Source organism: Phycisphaerales bacterium AB-hyl4 (assembly GCA_041821185.1).
Taxonomy (GTDB): Bacteria; Planctomycetota; Phycisphaerae; order Phycisphaerales; family Phycisphaeraceae; genus Natronomicrosphaera; species Natronomicrosphaera hydrolytica.
This window is the reverse complement of sequence record JBGUBD010000001.1, coordinates 508,261-529,633: the sequence shown is the minus strand read 5'-3', so window position 1 is coordinate 529,633 and position 21,373 is coordinate 508,261. Positions and strand designations below refer to the sequence as shown.

Here is a 21,373-nt window from a genome sequence, read left to right as displayed (position 1 = left end):
TGGCTGGATCTGGTCGTAGTCCCTACGATACAGCCATGGAGAACATGACCCCCCGACAGATTGTGGATGAGTTGGATCGTTACATTATTGGCCAGGCCGATGCGAAGCGGGCCGTGGCGGTGGCGATTCGCAACCGCTGGCGTCGTCGTCGGCTTGAAGGCGAGATCGCGCGCGAGGTATATCCCAAGAACATCATCATGATCGGGCCCACGGGCGTGGGTAAGACGGAGATCGCCCGCCGACTGGCGAAGCTTGCGTCCGCGCCGTTTATCAAGATTGAAGCGAGCAAGTTTACCGAAGTCGGCTACCACGGCCGGGACGTGGAGTCGATGATTCGCGACCTTCTGGAGCAGGCGATCTCGATGGTTCGCGCGGAGCAGGCGGAAAAGGTGACCGAACGGGCGACGGAGGCGGCGAACGATCGGCTGATCGATCTGTTGTTGCCCGGCTCGGAGCCGACGTTTCGCTCGCGGGCGACGGTGAGCAATTCCGATGGCGGCGAGAGTTCCTCGGGCTATGTTCCGCCAGAGGCTTCGCAGGAGCGGCGGGAGCGCATTCGCGAGCGGCTGCGCGAGCAGCTTGACGCGGGGAAGCTTGATGATCGGGAGGTGGAGATTGTCATTCAGCGGAAGCCGAACACGGGCATGATGTTCGCGAACATGGGCCTGGACCAGATGGACCCGGACATGGCGGGCATGCTGGAGAAGATGATGCCCGAGCAGAGCAAGCGCCGGAAGATGAAGGTGACGGACGCCCGCCGCGTGCTCGCCGAGGAAGAGACGGAGAAGCTGCTGGATACGGAAAAGATCACCGCCGAGGCGATCGAGCGCACCGAGCAGAGCGGGATCATTTTTCTCGATGAAATCGACAAGGTCGCATCGGGCAGCGGCGGCGGGAAAGGCGGTGGGGGTGGTGGTGGTTCGCCTGACGTTTCGAGGCAGGGCGTGCAACGCGACCTGCTGCCGATCGTTGAAGGTTCGACGGTGAACACCCGGCATGGCATGGTGAAGACGGATCACATTCTTTTCGTGGCGGCGGGCGCGTTTCATTCCGCGGCGGTGAGCGATCTGATGCCGGAGTTACAAGGGCGGTTTCCGATTCGCGTGGAGCTTTCGCCGTTGGGCAAGGAGGAGTTCGTGCGGATTCTCACCGAACCTGGCAACGCACTCACGCGCCAACAGGAAGCGCTGCTTGGCGTTGAAGGGCTGACGGTTACGTTCGAGGATGGCGCGATTGAAGCGATGGCGGAACTGGCGGCGGACGCGAATGCGTCGCTGGAAAACATCGGCGCTCGACGGTTGATGACGATCGTGGAGAAGGTCTTCGAGCAGGTGAACTTCGACGCGCCGGATCGGGTGGAAGCGGGCGATTCGCAGTTGAAGGTGACGGAGGAATTTGTTCGCGAGCAGGTGGCGTCGATCGTAAAGGACAAGGATTTGAGCAAGTTTGTTTTGTAGTTCTAGAACCTAGCTTTTTACGGCATATTGTGATACCGTTTGACGTGACGACAACCGTTCACGACAACCGGCAGCTATCTAGTTTAGAATCGTTCTAATCTAGTGGCGGCCCAAGGGAGGTATCACGATGGCGAAGCAGGCGAGTAAACCGAAGTGGCCGCATAGCGACACGGTGAAGATGACCGCCCACCGCAACGGCCAATGGTGTAAGAAGATTCGCCAGCGGTTGCACTATTTCGGCCCGTGGAATGACCCGGACGGCGCACGCGACCGCTACCTAGAAAACGCGAGCAGGCTGCACGCCGGCCTACCCGTCGAGACTTCGCCCACCGGCGTTACGACCGTGGCGGATTGCTTCAACCGCTACCTTGCCTATCGACGCCCCGACGTTCGCCCATCGCGCAGCGACACCGACCACAACCGGGACCGGGCGATGGGGCCGACGATGTGGCGACGGTATCAGCGTGCTGGCCGAGCCGTGGCCGAGGCGCTGGGGCGGAACAAGGCAGCGGACAAGCTGACCCCGCAAGACTTCGCGGTGGTGAAAGAGCACTTGAGCGCGTCGATGGTCACAACCACGATGGCGAACCACATCAACGCCATTCGGTCAGTGTTCACATGGGCATACGACCAGGGGCATATCGAGCAGGCCCCCCGGTTCGGTGACGACTTCCGCGCCCGTGGGTTGAAACGTGCGGTACGTCGCAGCCGGCGGGAGAAGGGGAAAAAGCTACTCGACGGGCCGATGGTCCGCGCCCTACTCGCCGAGGCGTCGCCGCAGATGCGGGCAATGATCCTGCTCGGCATTAACGCCGGCTTCTATGCGGTGGACTGCGCCGACCTACGGCACGGCGACATTGACCTAGACCGGGGCGTGGTGATGATGGCCCGATTCAAAACCGAGGTAGACCGCGTGGCCCCGCTGTGGACTGTCACCGTGGACGCGATCCGCGAAGCGATGGCGACACGCCCGGCCCCGCGTGATGAGGCACACGCCGACCGCGTGTTCATCACCCGCCGGGGTTATCTGTGGGTGAAATCCGAAAGCGCCAACCACGACGACAACGGCGGCATCAAGAGCGTGACGCACGGAGATTACGTCGGGCAGGAGTTCCGCAAGCTGTTCACGAAGGCGAAGATTGAACGGCCCGAGGGCTGCGGCTTCTCATGGCTGCGGCACACGTTCTACACCGTGGGGCGACGCACGAAAGACTACGACGCGGTAAGCGCCATCATGGGGCACGCTGGGGCGGGCATGATCGAGCACTACCTAGAGGATGTGGAGCTTGCGGACCTGCGCGTGGTAGTCGAGTACGTCCGCCAATGGCTGTACCCCGACGCTGACGCCACCACGAAGACGAGCAAGGGCGAGGCCGACGCCAAGGGCGGGAAGCAAGCGAAGACGCGGCAGACGCGATCCAAGGGCAAAGCGAAGCGTGGCGCGAAGGCGACCGCGAAGTAAAATGTAACCATCGGGCACCGGGATTGATCCCCCGGTGAACGGCTGGCCGGCCGTGACGCGTTGCACCTTCGCGTTGCGGCTGGCCGACCGGCCCGACAATGAAAGGTGCAATCATGTCAAACAGCAACCGGCAGCCGTGGCATCCGTGCAGGGACGCCATTAAACCAATCGCCGAGGCACTGGCGAATCTTTCGGCTCACACGCTGACGAAAGACCTACCCGACCGCTTAGCTGGATCGGCAACGCAGCGCCCGAGCGGGTGGCTGGCCGATCAATACCGTGGACCTGATCGACGTGTGCCAGCGGGGAGACGGGAGCAGGCCCGGCGATGGCTTCAAATGTTCATCAACGGCGCGACGGCAGCAGAGTTTGAGAACCGGACAGCAGAAGCTCGGGACAGGCTGCGAGCGTGGGAAGACGCGGCACGGGCTGCTGCGAATAGTCCCGAATCATACGAACGATGCCGCGACCTGATCGAGCGAGGGTGTCACGTAGAGTTGGTGGACCGCTACGGGGAAGACATCCGCGAGCAGTTCAATGATGTAATGGATTACGCCGAGGAAACAGCGGATTACCTGCGCAGCCTGGCGTGGATGGTTAACGCGAAGATTGGAGATCGCAACCAGACGACGCCCGAGCCATCGCAGCAGACCGAATCTGAATCCGGTAAACCGGTGTGGACGTTTTCGGACGAGTGCGACGTGGTCCGATGGGGAGATCACACGTTCACCTTTACACCGATGCAGGCGAAGGTGGTGGCGGCGCTAAAAGAACGCTACGACAACGGCACTCCGCAAATATCAGAGGTACGCATCGGATCAAAAGTCGATGGGGGCGATGAGTTTCGCATATCTAAGACCTTCCGCAACACCGTCAACGGGAAGAAGGTCACGCACCCAGCACTAGGGACCATGATTGCTAAAGACGGCACGCATTATTCGCTGGTCCCACCAGAATCCCCCGATAATCCCGCGAAATAGACCAGACCCGCCCCGCGACTGCCTTTCCAATAGCACACATGGAAAGGCAGTCGCTACAGACCGCAAAAGAGGTGGCCCGAGACCTTGGCATCCCCGCCAAGTGGCTGCGTGACGAGGCGCGGGACGGGCGGATACCGCACATCAAGATTGGACGGCGAATCCGTTTCAACGGTGTGGCCGTCGAGCGCGCGCTACTCCAGCGGGCAGCGGAGCAGGAGGTGGCGAGATGACCACCGCCCGCTATCTATCGCCGCCGGCCTACGCCAAGTTGCTCGGCTGCAATGTCTCCAAGGTTTTGGCGTGGATTGGCGACGGACAGCTTGAGGCCATCGACGTTTCCACCCGCCCCGGCATCGGTCGCCCCCGATGGCGCATATCGAGCGAAGCCATCGAACGCTTCGAGCGCCGTCGATCCAGTCTCACCACGAACGCAACCCAACGCACTACTCCGCGCCGACGTCGACAGCGGGCAGTGCCGCAGTACGTCTGAACATAAAAAAAGCCCCGTGGTCAGACGGGGCGAATCGAAAGAGCAAACACATGATCACACGAAACACAGAGAAAGACAAGACCCCGCCCGAGGGCTGGGAGCAGATCGAAATTCAAGGCGGCGCACACGACGGCCATTACTTCAATGTGATGACCAACGAAAACCGCCTGACCCTGAGCGATGGGCCGCGCAAGTTCACCTACTGGCGCTCGCCGAACGGCCGGCCCGTGTTCGTCGCCGAATCCCTGCTGAAAGGGGGCCGGTGATGGAAGGCGACACCGACCGCCGACAGATCGGATACCGCGCGGGTGTGCTCACCGGCATTGACGAAACGCGACGACACATCAACGCGGGCGCGACGCCGGAGCAGATGAAGCGATGGCGTGATGAGGTCGAACGCTGGACGGATGCACGCGGGTGGCCGTCGCCCGTGCCGTCGCTGACGGACGTGGAAGGGGGGGGAGCATGACGCCGGTCACCACCACCAACCCATTGCCTGTCAATGAATTACCCTCAGAATCACCGTCGGCGATCACCACTAAGTCATTGCCGCAAAACCAGTTGTCGGCCGAAACATGCCGCGAGCCGATCACCCCCACCGATGCCCTGCCCGAGCGCCTCATCAACTTGCCCGACGAGCTTGTCAATCGTCCGCAGTGGGTGACGTGGCGAAGCGAACGCGGAACCAAGATTCCCTACTCACCAACCCGACGCGGCCGTGCCAAGGTGAACGACCCGTCGACGTGGGGCACGTTCGACCAGGCGTTGCAGCAGTTCCTAGACAAGCAAGGCGACGACGACCAGTTCACCGGCATGGGCTACGTCTTCAGTGATGATGACCCGTTCGTCGGTTTTGACCTAGACGATTGTGTCAGTGGTGATGTGATTCACCCTGACGCCATGGCGCTTATCAACTCATTGGATGGATACGCGGAAATATCACCTTCTCAGACTGGCGTAAAGGTGTGGGTTAAAGGCGCGTTGGCATTGACCACGACCGGCACAAAATCCCGCGCGATGTGGGGCGGAATGCTTGAGGTCTACCACAAGGGGCGATGGTTCGCCACGACCGGAATGGAGGTGGACCGATGAAGACGATCCCCAACCGACAAGCTGAAATCGACAAGATCATGCGCGAGCACATGGGCGTCGGCCTCAAGGAACCCAACTGTAAGAATCTTACAGATGCGCCAGCAATCCGCACCGTCGCCAGCAACGGCGACACCTACGCCAAGCTACTCGCAGCAGCAGAGCGGTACGTTGCCAACGCCGAGCCGAAGATCACCGGCGACCGCGATAACGGCGCGTTCCGCTTGGCTGGGCATATTCTCGCGTTCGTCAATGAAAACGGCGAAACGCTGCACCACGAAGACGCGCTCCGGCTGATGCGGGACTGGAACGCTCGCAACCCCGAACCGCTGACGGATACGGAGATCGTCGATAAGGTCAACTCGGCCGGGAGAAACGGAACGCCGAGAGAGGCGAAGATCGTCGGCAACGACATGCGAGGTACGAGTCGGCGAAGCGCATCATCGGATGTTCCGAAGATGGCAGACGCGCCCGACGATACCCCGCCCGTCGAGGTAGTAGCGTTCGGCACCCTTCGCCAGCAAAACCCGAAGCTGAACCCACCCGTAATCGAGGGACTACTGCGACGTGGGGAAACCTGCAACATTATCGCTTCACCCAAAGTCGGCAAGTCGTGGCTGGCATACGACCTTGCCCTATCCATCATCACCGGGCAATGGTGGTTGACGGAGTTTCAGTGTCACGCCGGCCCGGTGCTGCTCATCGACAACGAGCTACACCCGCCGACCATCGCCCACCGCATCCCGAAGGTGGCCGAGGCGAAGCATATCGAGGCGACAGAGTACGCCGACAAGCTGGACGTGCTTTCGCTTCGAGGGCTGGGCGTGTCAATCGCCAGCCTGCAACCCTACATCGGCCGCATCGAGGCTGGGCACTACTCGGCCATCATCGCGGACGCGTGGTATCGCTTCATTCCCCCCGGCATGAATGAGAACAGCAACGCCGATGTGATGAGCCTCTACAACCAACTGGACCACTACGCGGCACAAACACGGGCGGCGTGGGTGGTGATTCACCATTCATCTAAGGGCAACCAGGGCGAGAAATCGGTAACGGACGTGGGGGCGGGCGCTGGAGCACAGAGCCGGGCGGCAGACTCGCACCTTGTGCTCCGCCCACATGAGGAACCCGGCTGCATCGTGCTGGAAGCTGCTGTTCGGTCATTCGCCCCCGTTGATCCGGTCGGCTTGCGGTGGGAGTTCCCTACATGGCAGCGGGCGCACGATCTTGACACGCAAGCGCTCAAGGGCCGGAAGTCACAAAGCGAGGAAAAACAGGACAAGCGCGACGCCGAAGGGTTGGACGCCATCACGAAGGCGTTACAGACAGGGCCGCTGACCGCAAGGGCGATCCGCAACCACACCGGGCTGAGCCGTGACCGAGCCGAACGACTGATCGGCAAGCTGTACGCCGACGGTCAACTGATCGCCAACGACGTGGAAGTCAGAGGCAATAAGACCCGTGAATATCAACTGTCCCAGCACGACGAAAAGGGCGTGGTCGGCGAGTCATCGACCACGTACCCGACCACGTGACCACGTGCCCCCACGTTGGGGGTGGTGCCCCTTATAGGGGGCACCGACCACCCGACCACGTAGGGCACGGCGCGGGCGACCGGGTGAAGGTGAAGCAACCGACCACGTACCACGACCACGGACAAAGGCAATGAAGCCATGACGAAACAACCACCCACCCGCACCGTCACCGTGCAGCGCTGGCACAAGCTGGCGAGCGACATCGAGCAGACCGCCGCCGATGTGGAGCAGGGACACGTCGACCACGACGACGCCGAACATCACGTCGGGCGTCTGTGTGCTCGTGAAGCGTTGGCACTGAACGCGAGCGAGCCGGTCAATCTGGATGAGCTACCTGCACCTGCATGGGCTGTCCGAAATGCCGGACACACCGACGGTCAACGCCAAGGCGATACAAGCCCGCGTGAGCCTGAGCGTGAGGCGGGCGAACACAGCATCGGTGATGAAGATGGGACGCCACACAGCGGACGCAGTGAGCAGGGTGGGGTAGTGGGCACCCCCAGGGGGGGGCAAATAAGTACGGCAGGTGAGATTGCCGCAGACCGTCTGCTTCCGCTCGCGTACACGGAAGCGATTTCGAGCAGATTAACAATTCTCAGGAGACTTGAACATGGCAGAAAAGACCCCACAACCCCCGAAGCACCTGAAACCCGAGTCAAAAGCTTTCTGGCTGCGAATCGTTCAGGACTTCGACCTTGAGCCGGCCCACCTGCACCTGCTGCGTCAGGCGTGCGAAGCGATGGACGCGGCCGAGCAGCATCGGCAGATCGTGGCGAACGACGGGCCGACCGTCCGCGACCGCTTCGAGCAGGTGCGGGAGCATCCCAGCGCGAAGGCGCAGCGGGACTACATGCACCAGTATCGGCAGGCGGTGAAGTTTATCGGCTTACTGGATGAGGAACCCGACGCCGACGCCCCCGGCCGACGCCCGGCGGTGGTGGCCCAACCCCGGAGTGCAAAGCGATGAGCCGACCGAAGCGAAGAAACGACACGGGCGATTATGGCGAACATCATGTCCGCATCCTGCGCACGGGCTGCGACTGGTTCGGCGAGTTCCCCTGCGACACCGAACGCCGGCGAGCGTGGGAAGTGTTGCGCGACGACCTGCTGCCGGAGTGGATCGCGGATCACCCAGGTACGCGACCGTGGGCGTGGTGGCGCTATGACGCCCCGGAGCGTCGCCAGCGTGTTGATGGCCCCCCGCACCCGTTCGATAACCCGGAACGCATCGAGCACATCGAGCACATCGCGTCGAAGCCGAAAGCTGCTGGCGATTACAAGCAAGCCATGTACCGACTGTATTACGGCCGTCCGGCGTCGCTATGCGTCCTTGACGACTTCCATGCGGTGTATGAAACCGAGGTCGAATATCTGTCTCGTCTGGATCTGTTGACTGCTGACGAGGTGGTGGCAATTGCCGCAATGGAGGAATCACGATGAAACCGATACGAAAGACACGGCGCGGGCGGATCACGCTTGCCGACCTGAACATCAATGAACGGCTGGCCCTGCAAATCGGGCTGATGCTCTACGACCCTCGACGTACCCGATGGCAGAACATCGAGCAGGTACGCGAAACGTGGGAGGACGTGCGCGACGAAATGCTCGCCGACTCGCCGACCCGGAGCGACGGTACGCCGTTGTGGGCGGTGGCCGTGCTGGATGAGGGCATGTCGGATGAGGATTACCAGGCCATGATTGTGAAGTCGTGGACGGCACGGCAGGCGAAGGGGGCCGAAGCGTGATCATGGTGTCGCCGCGCCATCCTGAACGACGAAAGCGTCAACCGTTGCCGGTGGTGATGGTGGAGGCGGCGCGTTGCCCTGAGTGCGGATCAATTCGCCACGAAGTCTATAAGACCCGCCCCCGTGACGGATCGGACGGACACGGCGAACGCATAGAGCGATATTGCAAATGTGAGATATGCAAAGTTTCTTTCAAGGTCATCGCGGATTAGTCCATATATGGAAAGCCGTATTTCATGCTTGATACTCTTGAAAACATGAACGCGACGCAATCACAACCTACCCAGCTAATGAGCGTGGCTGGACTCGTCAAGATGACGGGGGCCGATTACGCGGCGGTGACGCGGGCGCTCACATCCGAGCAGGTGAAACCGTCCCTTGTGATTGACGACCGGCCACTATTCGATACTGAAGCGCTGGCGATCGTTCGCCGGCATCTATCAAAACACGGCGGCGCGTGACCGCCACAACCCCGACCGGAGAGATACACCGATGAGCAAGCAAAAGATTCAATTCGACATCGACACCCACCCCGAGGTCAAGCAGGTCCGCGAGGCGCTGCGATCCCTGAAAGACCGCAAACGCGAAATCGACCAAGCATTGAATGACGCGATTCAAAAGGGGCGGGACGCGCCAGAGCACGTCGTCGACACCTTGGCCGGTGAAGGCTACAGCGCCGAGGCCATGACCAGCGTGCTCGACGTGCAGGGCGAAACACAACGTCTTGAGCGCGAGCAGTGCATCGTTGAGCAAGCCATCGAGCGGGCCGAAGCCCGATACGACAAGGCAAAGCGTGACGCCGGCGTGGAGCTGGCTGACGCCGCGAAGCCCGCATACAGCGAGCTTGTTCGTCAGATGGCCGAGCACGTCGAAGCGCTGGCGAAGCTGGCCGAGCAGGAACGGCGGTTCATCGAAGACGCCAAGTGCGGCGGTGTTCGCGTATCGCGGCTGCACGTCAAAACGATCCCGTGGGCCGTCAGCGACGGCACCAACCCATCGCAGGCCGAACGCTGGTTGCGCGAAGCCCGCGAGTATCACAGCGAGTAAACAACATGATCGAACATGCAACTGCAAAACGCGCCATTGTCTCCACCAGCTATCTGCGTGGTCGCCGCATGGTTCTCGGCAAGGCCCGCGCCGGGCAGCGTAGTTTGCTGGCCGACCTGCTCGACGCCGAGGCTCGCGCGGCACGCGGCTACCCATCGACCAGAGCCGGACGCAATCAGCAAGTGGAAGACCGCAAGCTATTGGACCGGGCGCAGACCATCCGCAATAGCGTCGCAACGCTGGAAGCCGCGCGAAAGCGGCACAATCAGGAGTGCGAAGGCGGACGCGCTCGGCACCTACGTATTTGACGCTGTTGCTCATCCCCCTGCCATTGCAAGCCGGCGGTGGTGGGGGTTTCGGTGTTCTCCCCTTTGCCGTCGTTAGCGCGGCGGCGAGGGTTTTGAAAGGTGATAGTCGATGAACGCAAACGACACGAAGACGGACGAGGCCCGCGAGGTCGAGCAACTGCGCCGATTGGTGCAGGCACAAGCCCAACGCATCGCGGCGATTGAGAGGCGGCTTGAGCGCATCGGGGCGAAGTACGGCACCATAGCGATTACCTGAAAGCGGCATCATGGCTGAGCAACCTTACGTATTCAATCGGCGGTCGGTAGAGCGGATTTCCCGCACGGTCATTGGCTATGAATCGCAACCGATTAATCTGAGTCGTACGCCGAGGCGGAAGAATCGGACAGCGCCTAGCCCCTCCCCCCTTGTCGCGTTCAGGGTGACGGGGATTGAAAATGATTATTTGGTGTGTCGTCGCATCGACAAGGATGGAGATATGACCGGCGACCCGGTAAACGTCGCCAAGCCCCCTGAGCTACGTCACGACGCGGCTTATTACGAGGACGTGGACAGCGTGTCCACCACGGACGCACAGACGGTTGAGGTGGCAATCAGCGGCGAGGATGATGAAACGTGGGTGACCAAGCCCCCTTACATCACTGGTGGCGGTGGGAAGCACGCGAGCGAAATACTCGCCACACGTACGCCGATGGCGAGACGTGTTGAAGTCGAGGAAGGGGAAGAGCAAGTTCCGCTGCGATGGATGGACACGAACACCACCGGCCGCGTGTGGGGTCTTGAAGAGGACGATGATTGATGAGCCGCTACCGCTTTCACATGTCACCGGGCGGCGCGTTTCGCATGAGCGCGGGCGGAGCGAGAGGTGTCTTGGTAAAGCCCGCGTTTTCGGCTCGCCTGTTCTATATCAAGGTCGGCGCAAGCGTGCAGTGGGCGCTGGCTGATGCCAGCGCAAGCGCGTTTCATTGCGCGCTGGACGAGGAATCGAACCCCTACACCGCTAAAGCATTTCCGAATCTTATCCAGCGGTACGAACGCGGCGAAGCTACAACCGTCTGGAGCGAAGAAGACGATGACGTCGGGGGCTTGATTCGCTATCACGACAATCGACTATATTCGAGATCGGACTTTCATCTCAGTGCGTGGGATTTGGACGGCTTGAAGTTGTGGGATGCGCCTCAGGAATCAACGTCAGGATCGACTTATTTCGATGTCGCCTCAAGCCGCATTTGGCAGGTTCGGAAGATCGGAACGAGCAACGCGCGACTGGAAGAATACAACCTTTCAGGCGGCATTGTGAACGTGGGGGATAACTTCACTTTCGGCGGTGGGGCGGTGGAATATGTCCACTATGCCGGAGGTGCTGTGTACGTACTTAACAGTAGTAGTTCGACCAGTCGTGTGATTCGACTGGATCTATCGGGCAATGACACATGGAATGAAACGTTCAGCGGTAACCTCAACGGCATAGTGCTTGGTCCATCAGGGGAATTGCTTGTTGGTTCGTCATCGAACAATTCCATCCTGCGACTGAACGCATCTTCCGGCAGCGAGATCGGTTCAGTGTCTATGCCTGGGTCCGTAATGAAGTTGGCCCGCGACGGTAGCGACGTATACGCTGGCCTCCGCACAAGCATGTCGCAGCCAGTTTCTGTGGTTCGGCTGAATTCGTCTCTGGACATCACGTGGGATTGGGAGACGCCACGGACAGGGTCCGGGACCAACCCCCCTATCGCGCTTGCCGCACATGGCGGCTTCCTGCTGATGCGAATGGCGAATAACTCCGACCAATGGTCATGGGACGCATCCTGACGCTGCACCGTCAAGCGTAAGGCCGAGGGCGTGCCGGGCTGCTGTGCATCCTGCTCCGACTTCAAGCCATGATCGTCGCCATCGTCAACGTCATCGCGTTAGCCGTTGTGCTGGCCCTGCTCGCCTTCGAGGGAGTGCGGTGGGCGTCGGCATGGGTGCGTGAGGCTAAGAGGTGACAAGACCCGGCATTTTGCTATAAACTGGCTCACCGCACCGGGACACTTCAGCACCTTTACAGGGGGACATTATGAGCTTGACCAAGGCGATGCGTTTTGATCGCATGATTACGACGGAGATCGTAACGGCGCTGTTTTGGGTTCTATCAGCGATCGCGGTCATTGTCGGCGTTGGCATGTTCATCGTTGGCATCATGAACGAGGAAGCGTACCCCATTGTAATGGGGGGAGTTGTGGCGGTGGTTGGCCCGCTGTTTCTGCGACTGTGGGCCGAGGCCGTCATTATCATCTTTCGCATTTACGAAACGCTTGTGGAGATTCGGGACCAATGGGGAGGTATGGCGGTAGGACCAACTACACCACCCGACCCCGCGCCAGCACCGCTACCAACGCCTACACCACCGCCCGCGAGGCAGCGGCCGGGCAAGTTCATCGTGCGGGGCCGCGACCGTGATAGCGGTTTTGAAACTGAGGTGGTGGTACAGGCGACTGACCAGACCGACGCGATGCAAAAGGGTGCAGCGAAAGGCGTTGACGTAGATCGTGTGGAACCGGCATAGGCTTAGGGCAGAAAACAAGGGGGCGTCGATGACGCATGATGAGAAAGAGAACACGTCAACGAAGCGGCAACAGCTTGTCGGTGAACGCGATTACCTGATTACCACATTACCGTCACGATCCGAAGACGAGTTGCCGGGAGTATTGGCAAGGCTGGATGATCTACGATATGAAATTGTGGGCGACAAGCGCCCGGCTCGACAGCTTCCATGGGGCGATCACCGTTCGGATCTGATGACATGGGCTCTATATTCATCCATTGCACTTACGATCGGCAAAAAATTTGTCGATATCCCCCCTACTGGCAAAGCGGCAGTTGCGGTCAAGCACCTTACTCATCGCGTGTTCATGTCCGCTGACACACTCACAACCCTACGGCGTTATGCAGAGCATGAATGGAACGTGGATGCCACGTCGCTATTGCGCATTCTCTACGACGCCATGCTTCAAGCGCTTTACATCATTGCAGACCCCGACCAAATGGAGATTCGGGGCGAGTTGTACGAGGGCTTCGCCGCGATCGAGAAGTACGAGCTAATCAAACGCGTAGACGACGACGCATCTGCCTTTAGCCGTCGACTAAGCACTAGCCCCTTGCGGGCTAACGCAGAACCACGGATACAAGCTGAGTACCAGCGTCGCGTTGATTCCTACCGTAAGCCCGGAAGTAATGCTCGCCCCCACAATTGGTATGCGCATAAAATTGGCACCCTTAAGGAAATTGCGGAAGCAGTCGGATACAAGGATGAGTACCTGCTGTTAACCCATGACCTTGGAGCCTCTGTTCACTCAAGCGCGTTCGCACTTGCCCCAAGGCCGCTATTTCGACCTGACGTCTGCCTGTTGTTTGCGTGGCATTTCGTGGTGAGATTGTTCGGCAAGATTGCCGAACGATACAGGATCGAGTTAAGCAGCGAGGAAAGAAAAGAAACAGGCCGGGCATACGGAAACATCTACGACCTGTTCCAAGAGCGATTCAAGGAAGAGAAACAGGGTTGATTGTGATTTCGTGCCAGCCTGTTGACGGGATGACGGCGGGTGGTCATGATGGGGGGCGTATCAAAAAAGTCGGGCCGGCAGGAAGTAGTGAGCTTCCTACCGACCCTACCACCAACGCGTTGGAGCGCGCCAGTGGATGACACCCATGATAGTAACGCATCGACGCATCGCCATCCGGCAGCAACGCCGGACTTTTTCGCGCGCGCTCCACACGCATCACCCCCAACGCCGGATACCGGCAGGGAGCGCATGCTATGTCAGCAGTGGAGCACCTTCTTTTAGACCGTTTCGTCAATCGTCCACCACACCCGGACCTGGCCGAACCTTGGCAGCGGTTCATCATCGACCACACCCCGGCAGAGCAGGCGACGGAGTTGCCCCCGCGTCCGTATCGGGGGCGTGGACGACCGGCACGGCCCAAGTCGATGCCGACGACGCTAAAGCGAACCACCGACGCCGACCCCGGCAAACACCGCCAAGCGGTTCACGGGCGCATCGTGCGGCTGCTGTCTTTCTGCCGTGACATGGATCACGAAGGTATCGACCAGCGGGGGGCGCGGCTTGCCTACGGGCTGAGCCAGCGCCAGTTCTTCCGCGACCTTGCGACGATCCGCGCCGCCGGCGTGCCCGTGGTGAGGCAGGGTAAGGTTTACGTCATTGATCGGGGAGAGCCGTTGCCGGTGGTGAAGTACGCGCCCGTGGTGGAGGCGAAGCCCGAGCCGATCCACGAGCCGATCCCCGAGCCGGAAGCCCACGACACCGCGAAACTCGGCGTCGACCTTAACGTGCTCCACCTGCTGCCCTGCCTGCCCATCACGGCCAAGGCGTCACACATTGCCGTAGACCTTGGCATCACCGTAGAGCAGGTGATAGACGCCGTGGAGCGATTGGGCGAGCATCAAATCATTGAGATGGCTGGCGGCGACAGTGACCCCGAGGTCGGGCTTTGGGAAGAATCCTACCGTGACGTGGTGAACGCGCAGCGAATCGGGGGTGCAGCATGACCACGACCCCACAACAGGTTGAGCCGTGGCTGTACGGCGTGCAGGATGCCCCAGCCGAGGCACTGGCGTCTGCCGAGTGGTGCGAGTGGGTGAGCATGTTGGACGCCGTAGACGACGGCGACGTGAGCCTCACGGATCAGGACGTGGCCCCGCTGCTCGCCGTGTACGTTCGCCTGCGTCGGCGTGGCGTGGTGTTCATGCCGGGCGTGCGGGCGACGCTGGACGATGCAGCGGCGTGGATGATGGAACACAGTCAAGAGCCGTACACCGCACGACCGAGGCCGGCAGCGTGACGCCCCCCGACAACCCGACCCCCTACCCGCCCCTTGTGCCTGATGGTGCAGGGGGCGGTTTACTTTGATTGGTCAAAGTAGGGGCGGTGCGGCTAAATCAAGATTTGTGCGCGCACGGCTGGCTTGGCGACCCCCAAAACACCGATAGAATGAGGGCGTATGGAGAAGCCCCAAGAAACCCCGCTTTGTATCTCAATTGTCGTTTGCGACGCGATTTATCGCGATGCTCGAACGAACAACCTAGTGATGGCGGGGGCCTTCAATGAAATACGTGCCACCGCGTTTCCGGCGTGTCACCCTAAGATGTGCGTAGTGTTCACCGTCACGAATGGCCGGGGAAAGAACGAAGTGGCCTTGACGGTGGAGCACGAAGAGTCGGGCGTCCAGATTGTAGAGATTCGGGGGCCGATCGTTTTAGACAACCCTTTGCAAATTGCGGATTTCGACATAGAATTGCGTGGTGTGGTGTTCCCCAAGCCAGGGAAATACTGGATTGCCGTGAGCGCCAATGGCGAACTCTTGGCCCATCGCCCGATTCTACTGAAACTAGTAGAACCCAAGGTGAAGAAAGAGGATAAAGGGAATGCTTGACCTGCTCGAACATGAAAGCCCGTCGGAAACACATTCAACCGGCAAGCGGTGGGATGCGGCGGTGACCGTACGCCAACTGAGTCTTGAGGACGTAGAGGCAGAGATTCGTGAATTGACGCCACGAAACGACCGGCTGCTCAGGATTGCGGACCAATCCAAGCCGGATTTTAGTTGGTGGCCGGCGGAAGATGACACCGAGGGCCACGACTAACCGGTGGGGCTGTCACAGGAAGATCTCCGCCAAGGCGCAATCGTGGAAGCCCCTGTTGCTGACCCACGAGGGAACGTCGCGCCCCACCCGGTCATCATCCTCACATCTGACGACGAATTAATTCTTGATGGCGAGTTTGTCGGCATCGTCATTAGCAGCAAGGTGCCGAACCCGTTACCCCCGCAGTGCGTGGCTGTACCATGGCTTTCGCGGCGGCACCCGTATACGGGATTGAACAAACGGTGCGCGGCTGTGTGCGACTGGTTTGTGCGCTTGCACCCGAGCGACTGTCTGTACAAGCGGGGCCATCTACCCACGACAAAACTGCTTGAAGTTACGCGGAAGTATCACGATTTGACAAAGCACATTCAGTAGGGATGGGGCGGCGGTTGTCGCGACAACCCAAAAGAAAAAAAACGGTTATTTATGAGCATATCGCCCATTGCGGCGATGAGCGCCAAACCCCGTATTTTATGGGGTTTTCTGCGTTTCTAGGCGATGGTGTGGGGTGCAGTTGTAGCTTGAGCAAGTTCGTGCTCTAAGCGTCTGCGCGTCCGCAGGCGATCGATACTTGTTCACAATGTCACTGAGTCAACTGGTTGACGACGGCTTGCTGCATGGCCTGGGCGGTGACGACTTCTTCGATGATGGTTTGATCGGCGCCGGCCTGGGTTGCGAGCATGGCTTGGCTGACGAAGTTGACGCGGACAGCGATGAAGATGTCGGGGTTCAACTGGCGTGCGACGCGGCAGGCGCGCAGGGTGTCGTCGGCATCGGGGAGGGTGAGGATGAGCGCGTCGGCGTCGTTGAGGCCCGCCTGCTGGAGGACTTTCGGATCGGTGGCGTCGCCGAGCACCACCTGGCGGTCGAGGTCGGCCTGACGTTGGGTGGTGGTGCTGTTGAGTTCGATGAGTGTGACGTTGACGCCGACGTTTCGAAGTCGCTCGGCGGTCATGCGGCCGACGACGCCGAAGCCGACGACGATGGCGCGTCGGCCGGGCAGGTCGATCGGCCGGCTTGTCGTGCTGTCGGCGGATGCGTCGCCGACAGGCTGGGATGAGTGCGACTGGTTCATGACTTGCCTCCCCACGATGTGCCCAGTTTATTGAATCCGATCCGGCGCGGTTTTGCCACAACAATTTTTCGGCCGGGCGATCATTCTTCTCCGGCTCGACTTGTTTATCACGTCGGATACGATCGATTGGCAACAATCGGGGTCGCGGCGAGCGTGGGTTTCTGGGCGAGGTGGCATGATGAGCGTTGAGGTTGAACAACGGGGGCTGTCGCCTTGGCATGTGCTGTTGTTCGCGGGCGGGTATCTCGCTGCGGCGTGGGGCGTTTTTTTCGTGGTGGATGTGGGCAACGTCGCGGGGTTGCGCGATCGACTGATCGCGACAGGGTTGCAGGACCCGACGATCTGGCATCGCCTGTTCATGGAAGGCGGCGTGACGGAGATGCTGCAGTGGATGACGCTGGGCATCGCTGGCGTGCTGGCAGCGATGCTGGCGGGGCGGTGCTGGCATGCAGCGGACCCGAGTGAGCGGGCGGCGGCGCGGTTCTGGCTGATCATGAGCGTCGCGCTGACGGTGATGCTCATTGAAGACGCGGGCAACCCACGTCACCAGGTTCGCCAGTGGGCGCACACGGCCAGCGGTTCATTCTTCGTGAGCATGTTGGCGGAAGGGGTTTGTTTTCTCTTGATCGCGGCCGTGCCGGTGTACGCAGTGCTGCGATACGGGCGGACGATGTGGGGTTATCGAAACACGCGCTGGTATCTGCTGATCGGCTTCGCGACGTATGCGACGGTGTCTACGTTTTCAGCCTCGCGTCACGTGGGCGAGTGGTACATCGCAGCGGGAACGTGGATCCATGCAATGGTCGGCGGCGACCTCGTTCGTTACGACCACCATCAGCCGTTGGAGTTCTGGCTGATGGACTGGCTGGTGGAGGAGACGCTTGAGCTGATTGGCGCGGCGTTCATGCTGGCGGCGGGGGTCGCGTTCTTTCACGAACGGAGGCGGTAGATATTGCGACCTCGCTTGATCATTGCCAGGTTCGGGGTGTGTGTGACGCATGGTCGGTGCGGGCGGTAAACTGGGGGGCTATGACTGATGTAGGACGAATACTGGATGCGAACGCGAACCGCGCCCGCGAAGCGTTGCGGGTGATGGAGGAGGCGGCGCGGTTCGTGCTGGATGATGCGGCGATGACGGAGGCGATCAAGCAACTGCGGCATGACCTGGCGGCAGCGGTGTCGGGCGTGGCGGGGCTGGAGGCGTCGCGCGACACGCCGGGCGATGTGGGGACGCGGATCACGACCGAGGCGGAACAGTCGCGAGCTGGCGTGGCGGAGGTGGCGATCGCCGCGGGCAAACGGTTGAGCGAGGCGCTGCGGGCGATGGAGGAGTATGGCAAGACGTTGCCGAGGGGCGACGATGTGGGCTCGCCTGCGTTTGCGTCGCGCGTCGAATCGCTGCGCTATCGCGGGTATGACATCGAGCAGCGGCTGACCGCAGCAATGGGCACGGGGCGACGGCAGCAGTGGCGGCTGTGCGTGCTGATCAGCGAGTCACTATGCCCGGATCGCGACTGGCTGACGGTGGCGGAGGCGTGCATTGAAGGCGGGGCGGACTGTCTGCAGTTGCGTGAGAAATCGCTGGAGGCGGGGGCGTTGCTGGAGCGGGCGTCGCGGTTGGTGGAGTTGGCTCGGCCGAGTGGTGTGTCGGTGGTGGTGAACGATCGGCCGGACGTTGCGTTGCTGGCCGGGGCGGATGGCGTACACGTGGGGCAGGGGGATTTGTCGGTGCGTGGCGTGCGTCAACTGGTGGGTCGGCAATTGCTGGTAGGGGTGAGCACGTCGAAGCTGGCGCAGGCGGAGCAGGCACTGGCAGACGGTGCGGACTACTGCGGCGTGGGGCCGATGTTTGAAACAACAACGAAGTTGAAAAAGCACATTGTCGGGCCGGGGTATTTGAAGCAGTATGTGGGGTGGGGGCGGTTGCCGCACCTGGCGATTGGCGGGGTTTCGCCGAGCAATGTGGCGGCGTTGGTTGCGGCGGGGGTTGAAGGCGTGGCGGTGAGTTCGTGTGTTTGCGGGGATGCGTCACCTCGGGCGGTTTGCGAGCGGTTGCTTTCGAAGCTGGCGGACGCTTCGGTGTCGTCCTGAAGTTATCGTGGTGAAAAGCCGGCGAAGCGGCGTTGTTCATGTCTTTGCATCGGGTGTTGCGGTTGTGACTGATCCACTGAAGCAGCTTGGCTGACAATGAGGTTGAAAATATGTGTCATGCCGCCGATGTCGCGGACGACATCGCTTGCTCGCGCCTAGAGTTGGCCGTGGGGTGAGCGTGGGCGTTGGATGAGCGCGGAGGTTTTGGAGGCTGCTTGGCTGCGCGGTTGAGCACGACAAATGCAGGGCTTCAACGCCATGACCATAACCATTGAACCGTTGACGTTGATTAAGCTGTCGCGCGGTGACGACCGCCTGCTGCACGAGGTCTGGCAGATTCGTACTGCGTGCGCTCACGACCTGCATCACCGCTTCGGCGACGGGCATTGGGCGAAGGTGTCGCCGTTGGCGCCGCTGCGGCGGGTGGTGCGGGAGAAGCATGTTTATGCGGTGCGGTGGGGTGGTGAGACGGTGGCGACGTTCTCGCTGTCGCAGGTGGGGCCGTATTACCTGACGCCGGATCTTTTCGACGAGCCGACTGCGCGGGCGGCGTACCTCACGGCGTTGGCGGTACGGCCGAGGCAGCAGCACCACGGCGCGGGCCGGTGGTGCATGAGCCAGGCCGAGGCGCTCGCGCGATCGTGGGGCTGTCGATCATTGCGCTTTGACGCATACGACCACCCGGCAGGCGCATGGGCGTTTTACGATCGTGGCGGCTACGCGCGCTGCGGCGTGGTGAACGTGTACGGCGTGCGGTTGATCGCGTATGAAAGAGTGTTGATGCCGGCCGCGTAGACACACCAATGACGAAATATCAACACATCCATCGCAACGTTTAGCCCCGGCGCTCACGCGGGGACGCAGACGCTTCGAAACGCGCTCCGTCGTGGGCGACGGAGCTAAACAGTGCTTGTTACACGACAGTGCTTGTTACACGCGCGCGGTCGCCTGTCGGCTGCCGGGGCTCTGGGGTGAGCCGACGAGCTCTTCGTTGGTCTTGAAGCGTTCGAGGGCCTTGAGCAACTGCTCGACCTGCATCACCGGCTGCATGTTCAGCAACCGACGTCGAAGGGCGGCCATGGTGTTCAATTCGCCTTCGCTCATCAGCAGATGTTCTTTACGCGTGCCGCTGGCGGCGAGGTCGATGGCGGGGAAGACACGTTGCTCGGCGATCTTGCGATCGAGGATGAGCTCCATGTTGCCAGTGCCTTTGAACTCTTCGAAGATGACCTGATCGCCGCGTGAGCCGGTGTCGACCAGCGCGGTGGCGATGATGGTGAGTGAGCCGCCTTCTTCGAACTTGCGAGCGCCGCCGAAGAGCTGCTTGGGGATCGCCAGCGCGCCCGCGTCGAGGCCGCCGGAGAGCGTACGGCCCGTGCCCTGCATGCCCGGCGCGGTGTTGAACGCTCGGCCGACGCGGGTGAGCGAGTCGAGCATGACGACGACGTCCTGACCCATCTCGGCGAGGCGCTTGCATCGCTCGATGGCGAGGACGCACAGGCCCACGTGACGTTCCGGCGGGTGGTCGTTGCTCGACGCCCAGACGGTGCAGGGCACGTTGCGGCGGAAGTCGGTGACTTCCTCCGGCCGTTCGTCAACGAGCAGGGCGAAGACCTTCGCGTCCGGGTGGTTCCGGCTGATGGCGACGGCGAGGTTTTGCAGGATGGTGGTCTTGCCGGCCTTAGGGGGCGAGACGATCATGCCGCGCTGCCCGTATCCAATGGGGCAGAACAGGTCGATCAGTCGGCAGGTCGGCGGGCAGCCGGGGTATTCGAGCGTGAGGCGCGGCTGCGGGTCGATGGTGGTGAGGTCTTCAAAGCGCGTCGTGTCGGCGTACTCGTGCGGATCCTTACCTTCGATGGACACAACGCGGGCGACGCGCTGGGCAGCGGGGTCGATGGCGTTGCGCTTCGGCTTTTTCTTGTTGCCGCGCTGGTTTCGACCGCGCCGGCCGCCCTGTTGGTGGCCGTTGTTCTGCTGTCCGCCGCCCATGGCCTTGCCGAGCTCGACTTCGACCATGACGCCTGGCCGCAGGTCGAAGCGGTCGATCAGCTTGGCTGGCATGACCGGGTCGCGCGGGCTGGCGACATAGGTGCTGTCGAGCGTGCGGATTCGGCCGTCGGATCGGCCGGACAGTTCGAGGATACCGGTTGTCGTCTCCATGACGTCGCTGCCGAAAGGCAAGTTCCGTGGGCACCCGCCGAGCGTGGCGGTTGCCGTGGGTTGGAGGAATGGGTCCTTGCTCGTCCTTGAGCATCAACAGAAAAGCGTGGTGACGGGCGTCGCCCGTTCATCCGCATCAAAGCCGACGTCGGGAGCGTCCCGTCACGTCGGTGTCATCACAGAATCTTGTTGCCAAGTCTCCCATGCCGGCCTGGGCCGGGCTTAAGAGGCGTCTGATAAGACGTCCAATTGAACCTTGTCTCAGCTACACCCCGACCACACCACCCCT

The 21,373-nt window shown here is 61.2% G+C and carries 29 protein-coding genes; 27 read left to right on the top strand and 2 right to left on the bottom strand.

Annotated elements, in window-relative coordinates:
• Positions 1-35 precede the first annotated feature (35 nt).
• The 24 genes from hslU (at position 36) to ACERK3_02195 (ending at position 15,755) form a co-directional block, all read left to right on the top strand.
• A complete protein-coding gene (gene hslU, locus ACERK3_02310) occupies positions 36-1,457 on the top strand; it encodes an ATP-dependent protease ATPase subunit HslU (GenBank protein ID MFA9477119.1) in 1,422 nt (473 codons plus the stop codon).
• 127 nt (positions 1,458-1,584) lie between these two features.
• Positions 1,585-2,919, top strand: coding sequence for a tyrosine-type recombinase/integrase (locus tag ACERK3_02305; GenBank protein ID MFA9477118.1), 1,335 nt, complete (start codon positions 1,585-1,587; stop codon positions 2,917-2,919).
• Between the two features lie 338 nt (positions 2,920-3,257).
• Complete coding sequence (locus ACERK3_02300; protein MFA9477117.1) at positions 3,258-3,899, top strand: hypothetical protein; 642 nt, start codon at positions 3,258-3,260, stop codon at positions 3,897-3,899.
• A gap of 38 nt (positions 3,900-3,937) precedes the next feature.
• A complete protein-coding gene (locus tag ACERK3_02295; protein ID MFA9477116.1) occupies positions 3,938-4,129 on the top strand; it encodes a helix-turn-helix domain-containing protein in 192 nt (63 codons plus the stop codon).
• Positions 4,126-4,389, top strand: coding sequence for a helix-turn-helix domain-containing protein (locus ACERK3_02290; GenBank protein ID MFA9477115.1), 264 nt, complete (start codon positions 4,126-4,128; stop codon positions 4,387-4,389). Before ACERK3_02295 ends, ACERK3_02290 begins: the two co-directional genes overlap by 4 nt.
• A gap of 50 nt (positions 4,390-4,439) precedes the next feature.
• On the top strand, positions 4,440-4,655 hold the full coding sequence (locus ACERK3_02285) for a hypothetical protein (GenBank protein MFA9477114.1): 216 nt from the start codon (positions 4,440-4,442) through the stop codon (positions 4,653-4,655).
• Positions 4,655-4,858, top strand: coding sequence for a hypothetical protein (locus ACERK3_02280; GenBank protein ID MFA9477113.1), 204 nt, complete (start codon positions 4,655-4,657; stop codon positions 4,856-4,858). The genes ACERK3_02285 and ACERK3_02280 overlap by 1 nt, the downstream gene beginning before the upstream one ends.
• Complete coding sequence (locus ACERK3_02275) at positions 4,855-5,481, top strand: hypothetical protein (GenBank protein MFA9477112.1); 627 nt, start codon at positions 4,855-4,857, stop codon at positions 5,479-5,481. The genes ACERK3_02280 and ACERK3_02275 overlap by 4 nt, the downstream gene beginning before the upstream one ends.
• Positions 5,478-7,013: an AAA family ATPase gene (locus ACERK3_02270; GenBank protein MFA9477111.1), complete on the top strand. Its 1,536-nt coding sequence runs from the start codon at positions 5,478-5,480 to the stop codon at positions 7,011-7,013. The genes ACERK3_02275 and ACERK3_02270 overlap by 4 nt, the downstream gene beginning before the upstream one ends.
• Positions 7,014-7,623: 610 nt before the next feature.
• Entirely contained in the window at positions 7,624-7,980 is a 357-nt protein-coding gene (locus ACERK3_02265) for a P27 family phage terminase small subunit (protein MFA9477110.1), read from the top strand.
• Positions 7,977-8,453 (top strand): hypothetical protein, encoded by a 477-nt coding sequence (locus ACERK3_02260; GenBank protein MFA9477109.1) that lies wholly within the window; start codon positions 7,977-7,979, stop codon positions 8,451-8,453. The genes ACERK3_02265 and ACERK3_02260 overlap by 4 nt, the downstream gene beginning before the upstream one ends.
• Positions 8,450-8,758 carry a hypothetical protein gene (locus tag ACERK3_02255; GenBank protein ID MFA9477108.1) on the top strand — a complete coding sequence of 103 codons (309 nt, stop codon included), beginning with the start codon at positions 8,450-8,452 and terminating at the stop codon, positions 8,756-8,758. The genes ACERK3_02260 and ACERK3_02255 overlap by 4 nt, the downstream gene beginning before the upstream one ends.
• 236 nt (positions 8,759-8,994) lie before the next feature.
• Positions 8,995-9,219 (top strand): hypothetical protein, encoded by a 225-nt coding sequence (locus ACERK3_02250; protein ID MFA9477107.1) that lies wholly within the window; start codon positions 8,995-8,997, stop codon positions 9,217-9,219.
• A gap of 31 nt (positions 9,220-9,250) precedes the next feature.
• Positions 9,251-9,805, top strand: coding sequence for a hypothetical protein (locus ACERK3_02245; GenBank protein ID MFA9477106.1), 555 nt, complete (start codon positions 9,251-9,253; stop codon positions 9,803-9,805).
• Positions 9,806-9,810: 5 nt separating this feature from the next.
• Positions 9,811-10,113 carry a hypothetical protein gene (locus tag ACERK3_02240; GenBank protein ID MFA9477105.1) on the top strand — a complete coding sequence of 101 codons (303 nt, stop codon included), beginning with the start codon at positions 9,811-9,813 and terminating at the stop codon, positions 10,111-10,113.
• A gap of 109 nt (positions 10,114-10,222) precedes the next feature.
• Complete coding sequence (locus ACERK3_02235; GenBank protein ID MFA9477104.1) at positions 10,223-10,369, top strand: hypothetical protein; 147 nt, start codon at positions 10,223-10,225, stop codon at positions 10,367-10,369.
• A 220-nt stretch (positions 10,370-10,589) separates the two neighbouring features.
• Positions 10,590-10,910, top strand: coding sequence for a hypothetical protein (locus tag ACERK3_02230; GenBank protein ID MFA9477103.1), 321 nt, complete (start codon positions 10,590-10,592; stop codon positions 10,908-10,910).
• Positions 10,910-11,923 carry a YncE family protein gene (locus ACERK3_02225; GenBank protein ID MFA9477102.1) on the top strand — a complete coding sequence of 338 codons (1,014 nt, stop codon included), beginning with the start codon at positions 10,910-10,912 and terminating at the stop codon, positions 11,921-11,923. Before ACERK3_02230 ends, ACERK3_02225 begins: the two co-directional genes overlap by 1 nt.
• A 247-nt stretch (positions 11,924-12,170) precedes the next feature.
• Positions 12,171-12,659: a DUF4282 domain-containing protein gene (locus ACERK3_02220; GenBank protein ID MFA9477101.1), complete on the top strand. Its 489-nt coding sequence runs from the start codon at positions 12,171-12,173 to the stop codon at positions 12,657-12,659.
• 28 nt (positions 12,660-12,687) lie between these two features.
• Positions 12,688-13,656 (top strand): DUF5677 domain-containing protein, encoded by a 969-nt coding sequence (locus ACERK3_02215; GenBank protein ID MFA9477100.1) that lies wholly within the window; start codon positions 12,688-12,690, stop codon positions 13,654-13,656.
• A gap of 254 nt (positions 13,657-13,910) precedes the next feature.
• Positions 13,911-14,660, top strand: coding sequence for a hypothetical protein (locus tag ACERK3_02210; protein MFA9477099.1), 750 nt, complete (start codon positions 13,911-13,913; stop codon positions 14,658-14,660).
• Complete coding sequence (locus tag ACERK3_02205; protein MFA9477098.1) at positions 14,657-14,953, top strand: hypothetical protein; 297 nt, start codon at positions 14,657-14,659, stop codon at positions 14,951-14,953. Before ACERK3_02210 ends, ACERK3_02205 begins: the two co-directional genes overlap by 4 nt.
• A gap of 159 nt (positions 14,954-15,112) precedes the next feature.
• Positions 15,113-15,544 carry a hypothetical protein gene (locus ACERK3_02200; GenBank protein MFA9477097.1) on the top strand — a complete coding sequence of 144 codons (432 nt, stop codon included), beginning with the start codon at positions 15,113-15,115 and terminating at the stop codon, positions 15,542-15,544.
• Positions 15,537-15,755 carry a hypothetical protein gene (locus ACERK3_02195; protein MFA9477096.1) on the top strand — a complete coding sequence of 73 codons (219 nt, stop codon included), beginning with the start codon at positions 15,537-15,539 and terminating at the stop codon, positions 15,753-15,755. The genes ACERK3_02200 and ACERK3_02195 overlap by 8 nt, the downstream gene beginning before the upstream one ends.
• Before the next feature lie 583 nt (positions 15,756-16,338).
• Here ACERK3_02195 and ACERK3_02190 read toward each other — a convergent pair.
• Positions 16,339-16,830 carry an NAD-binding protein gene (locus tag ACERK3_02190; protein ID MFA9477095.1) on the bottom strand — a complete coding sequence of 164 codons (492 nt, stop codon included), beginning with the start codon at positions 16,828-16,830 and terminating at the stop codon, positions 16,339-16,341.
• Positions 16,831-17,005: 175 nt separating this feature from the next.
• Between ACERK3_02190 and ACERK3_02185 the strand changes: the two genes are divergently transcribed.
• From ACERK3_02185 to ACERK3_02175, 3 genes are all read left to right on the top strand, one after another.
• Positions 17,006-17,779 (top strand): hypothetical protein, encoded by a 774-nt coding sequence (locus ACERK3_02185; GenBank protein MFA9477094.1) that lies wholly within the window; start codon positions 17,006-17,008, stop codon positions 17,777-17,779.
• Between the two features lie 80 nt (positions 17,780-17,859).
• Positions 17,860-18,921: a thiamine phosphate synthase gene (thiE, locus tag ACERK3_02180; GenBank protein MFA9477093.1), complete on the top strand. Its 1,062-nt coding sequence runs from the start codon at positions 17,860-17,862 to the stop codon at positions 18,919-18,921.
• Between the two features lie 258 nt (positions 18,922-19,179).
• Positions 19,180-19,716 carry a GNAT family N-acetyltransferase gene (locus tag ACERK3_02175; protein ID MFA9477092.1) on the top strand — a complete coding sequence of 179 codons (537 nt, stop codon included), beginning with the start codon at positions 19,180-19,182 and terminating at the stop codon, positions 19,714-19,716.
• 135 nt (positions 19,717-19,851) lie between these two features.
• Here ACERK3_02175 and rho read toward each other — a convergent pair whose 3' ends face one another.
• Positions 19,852-21,084, bottom strand: coding sequence for a transcription termination factor Rho (gene rho / locus ACERK3_02170; GenBank protein MFA9477091.1), 1,233 nt, complete (start codon positions 21,082-21,084; stop codon positions 19,852-19,854).
• Positions 21,085-21,373 lie beyond the last annotated feature (289 nt).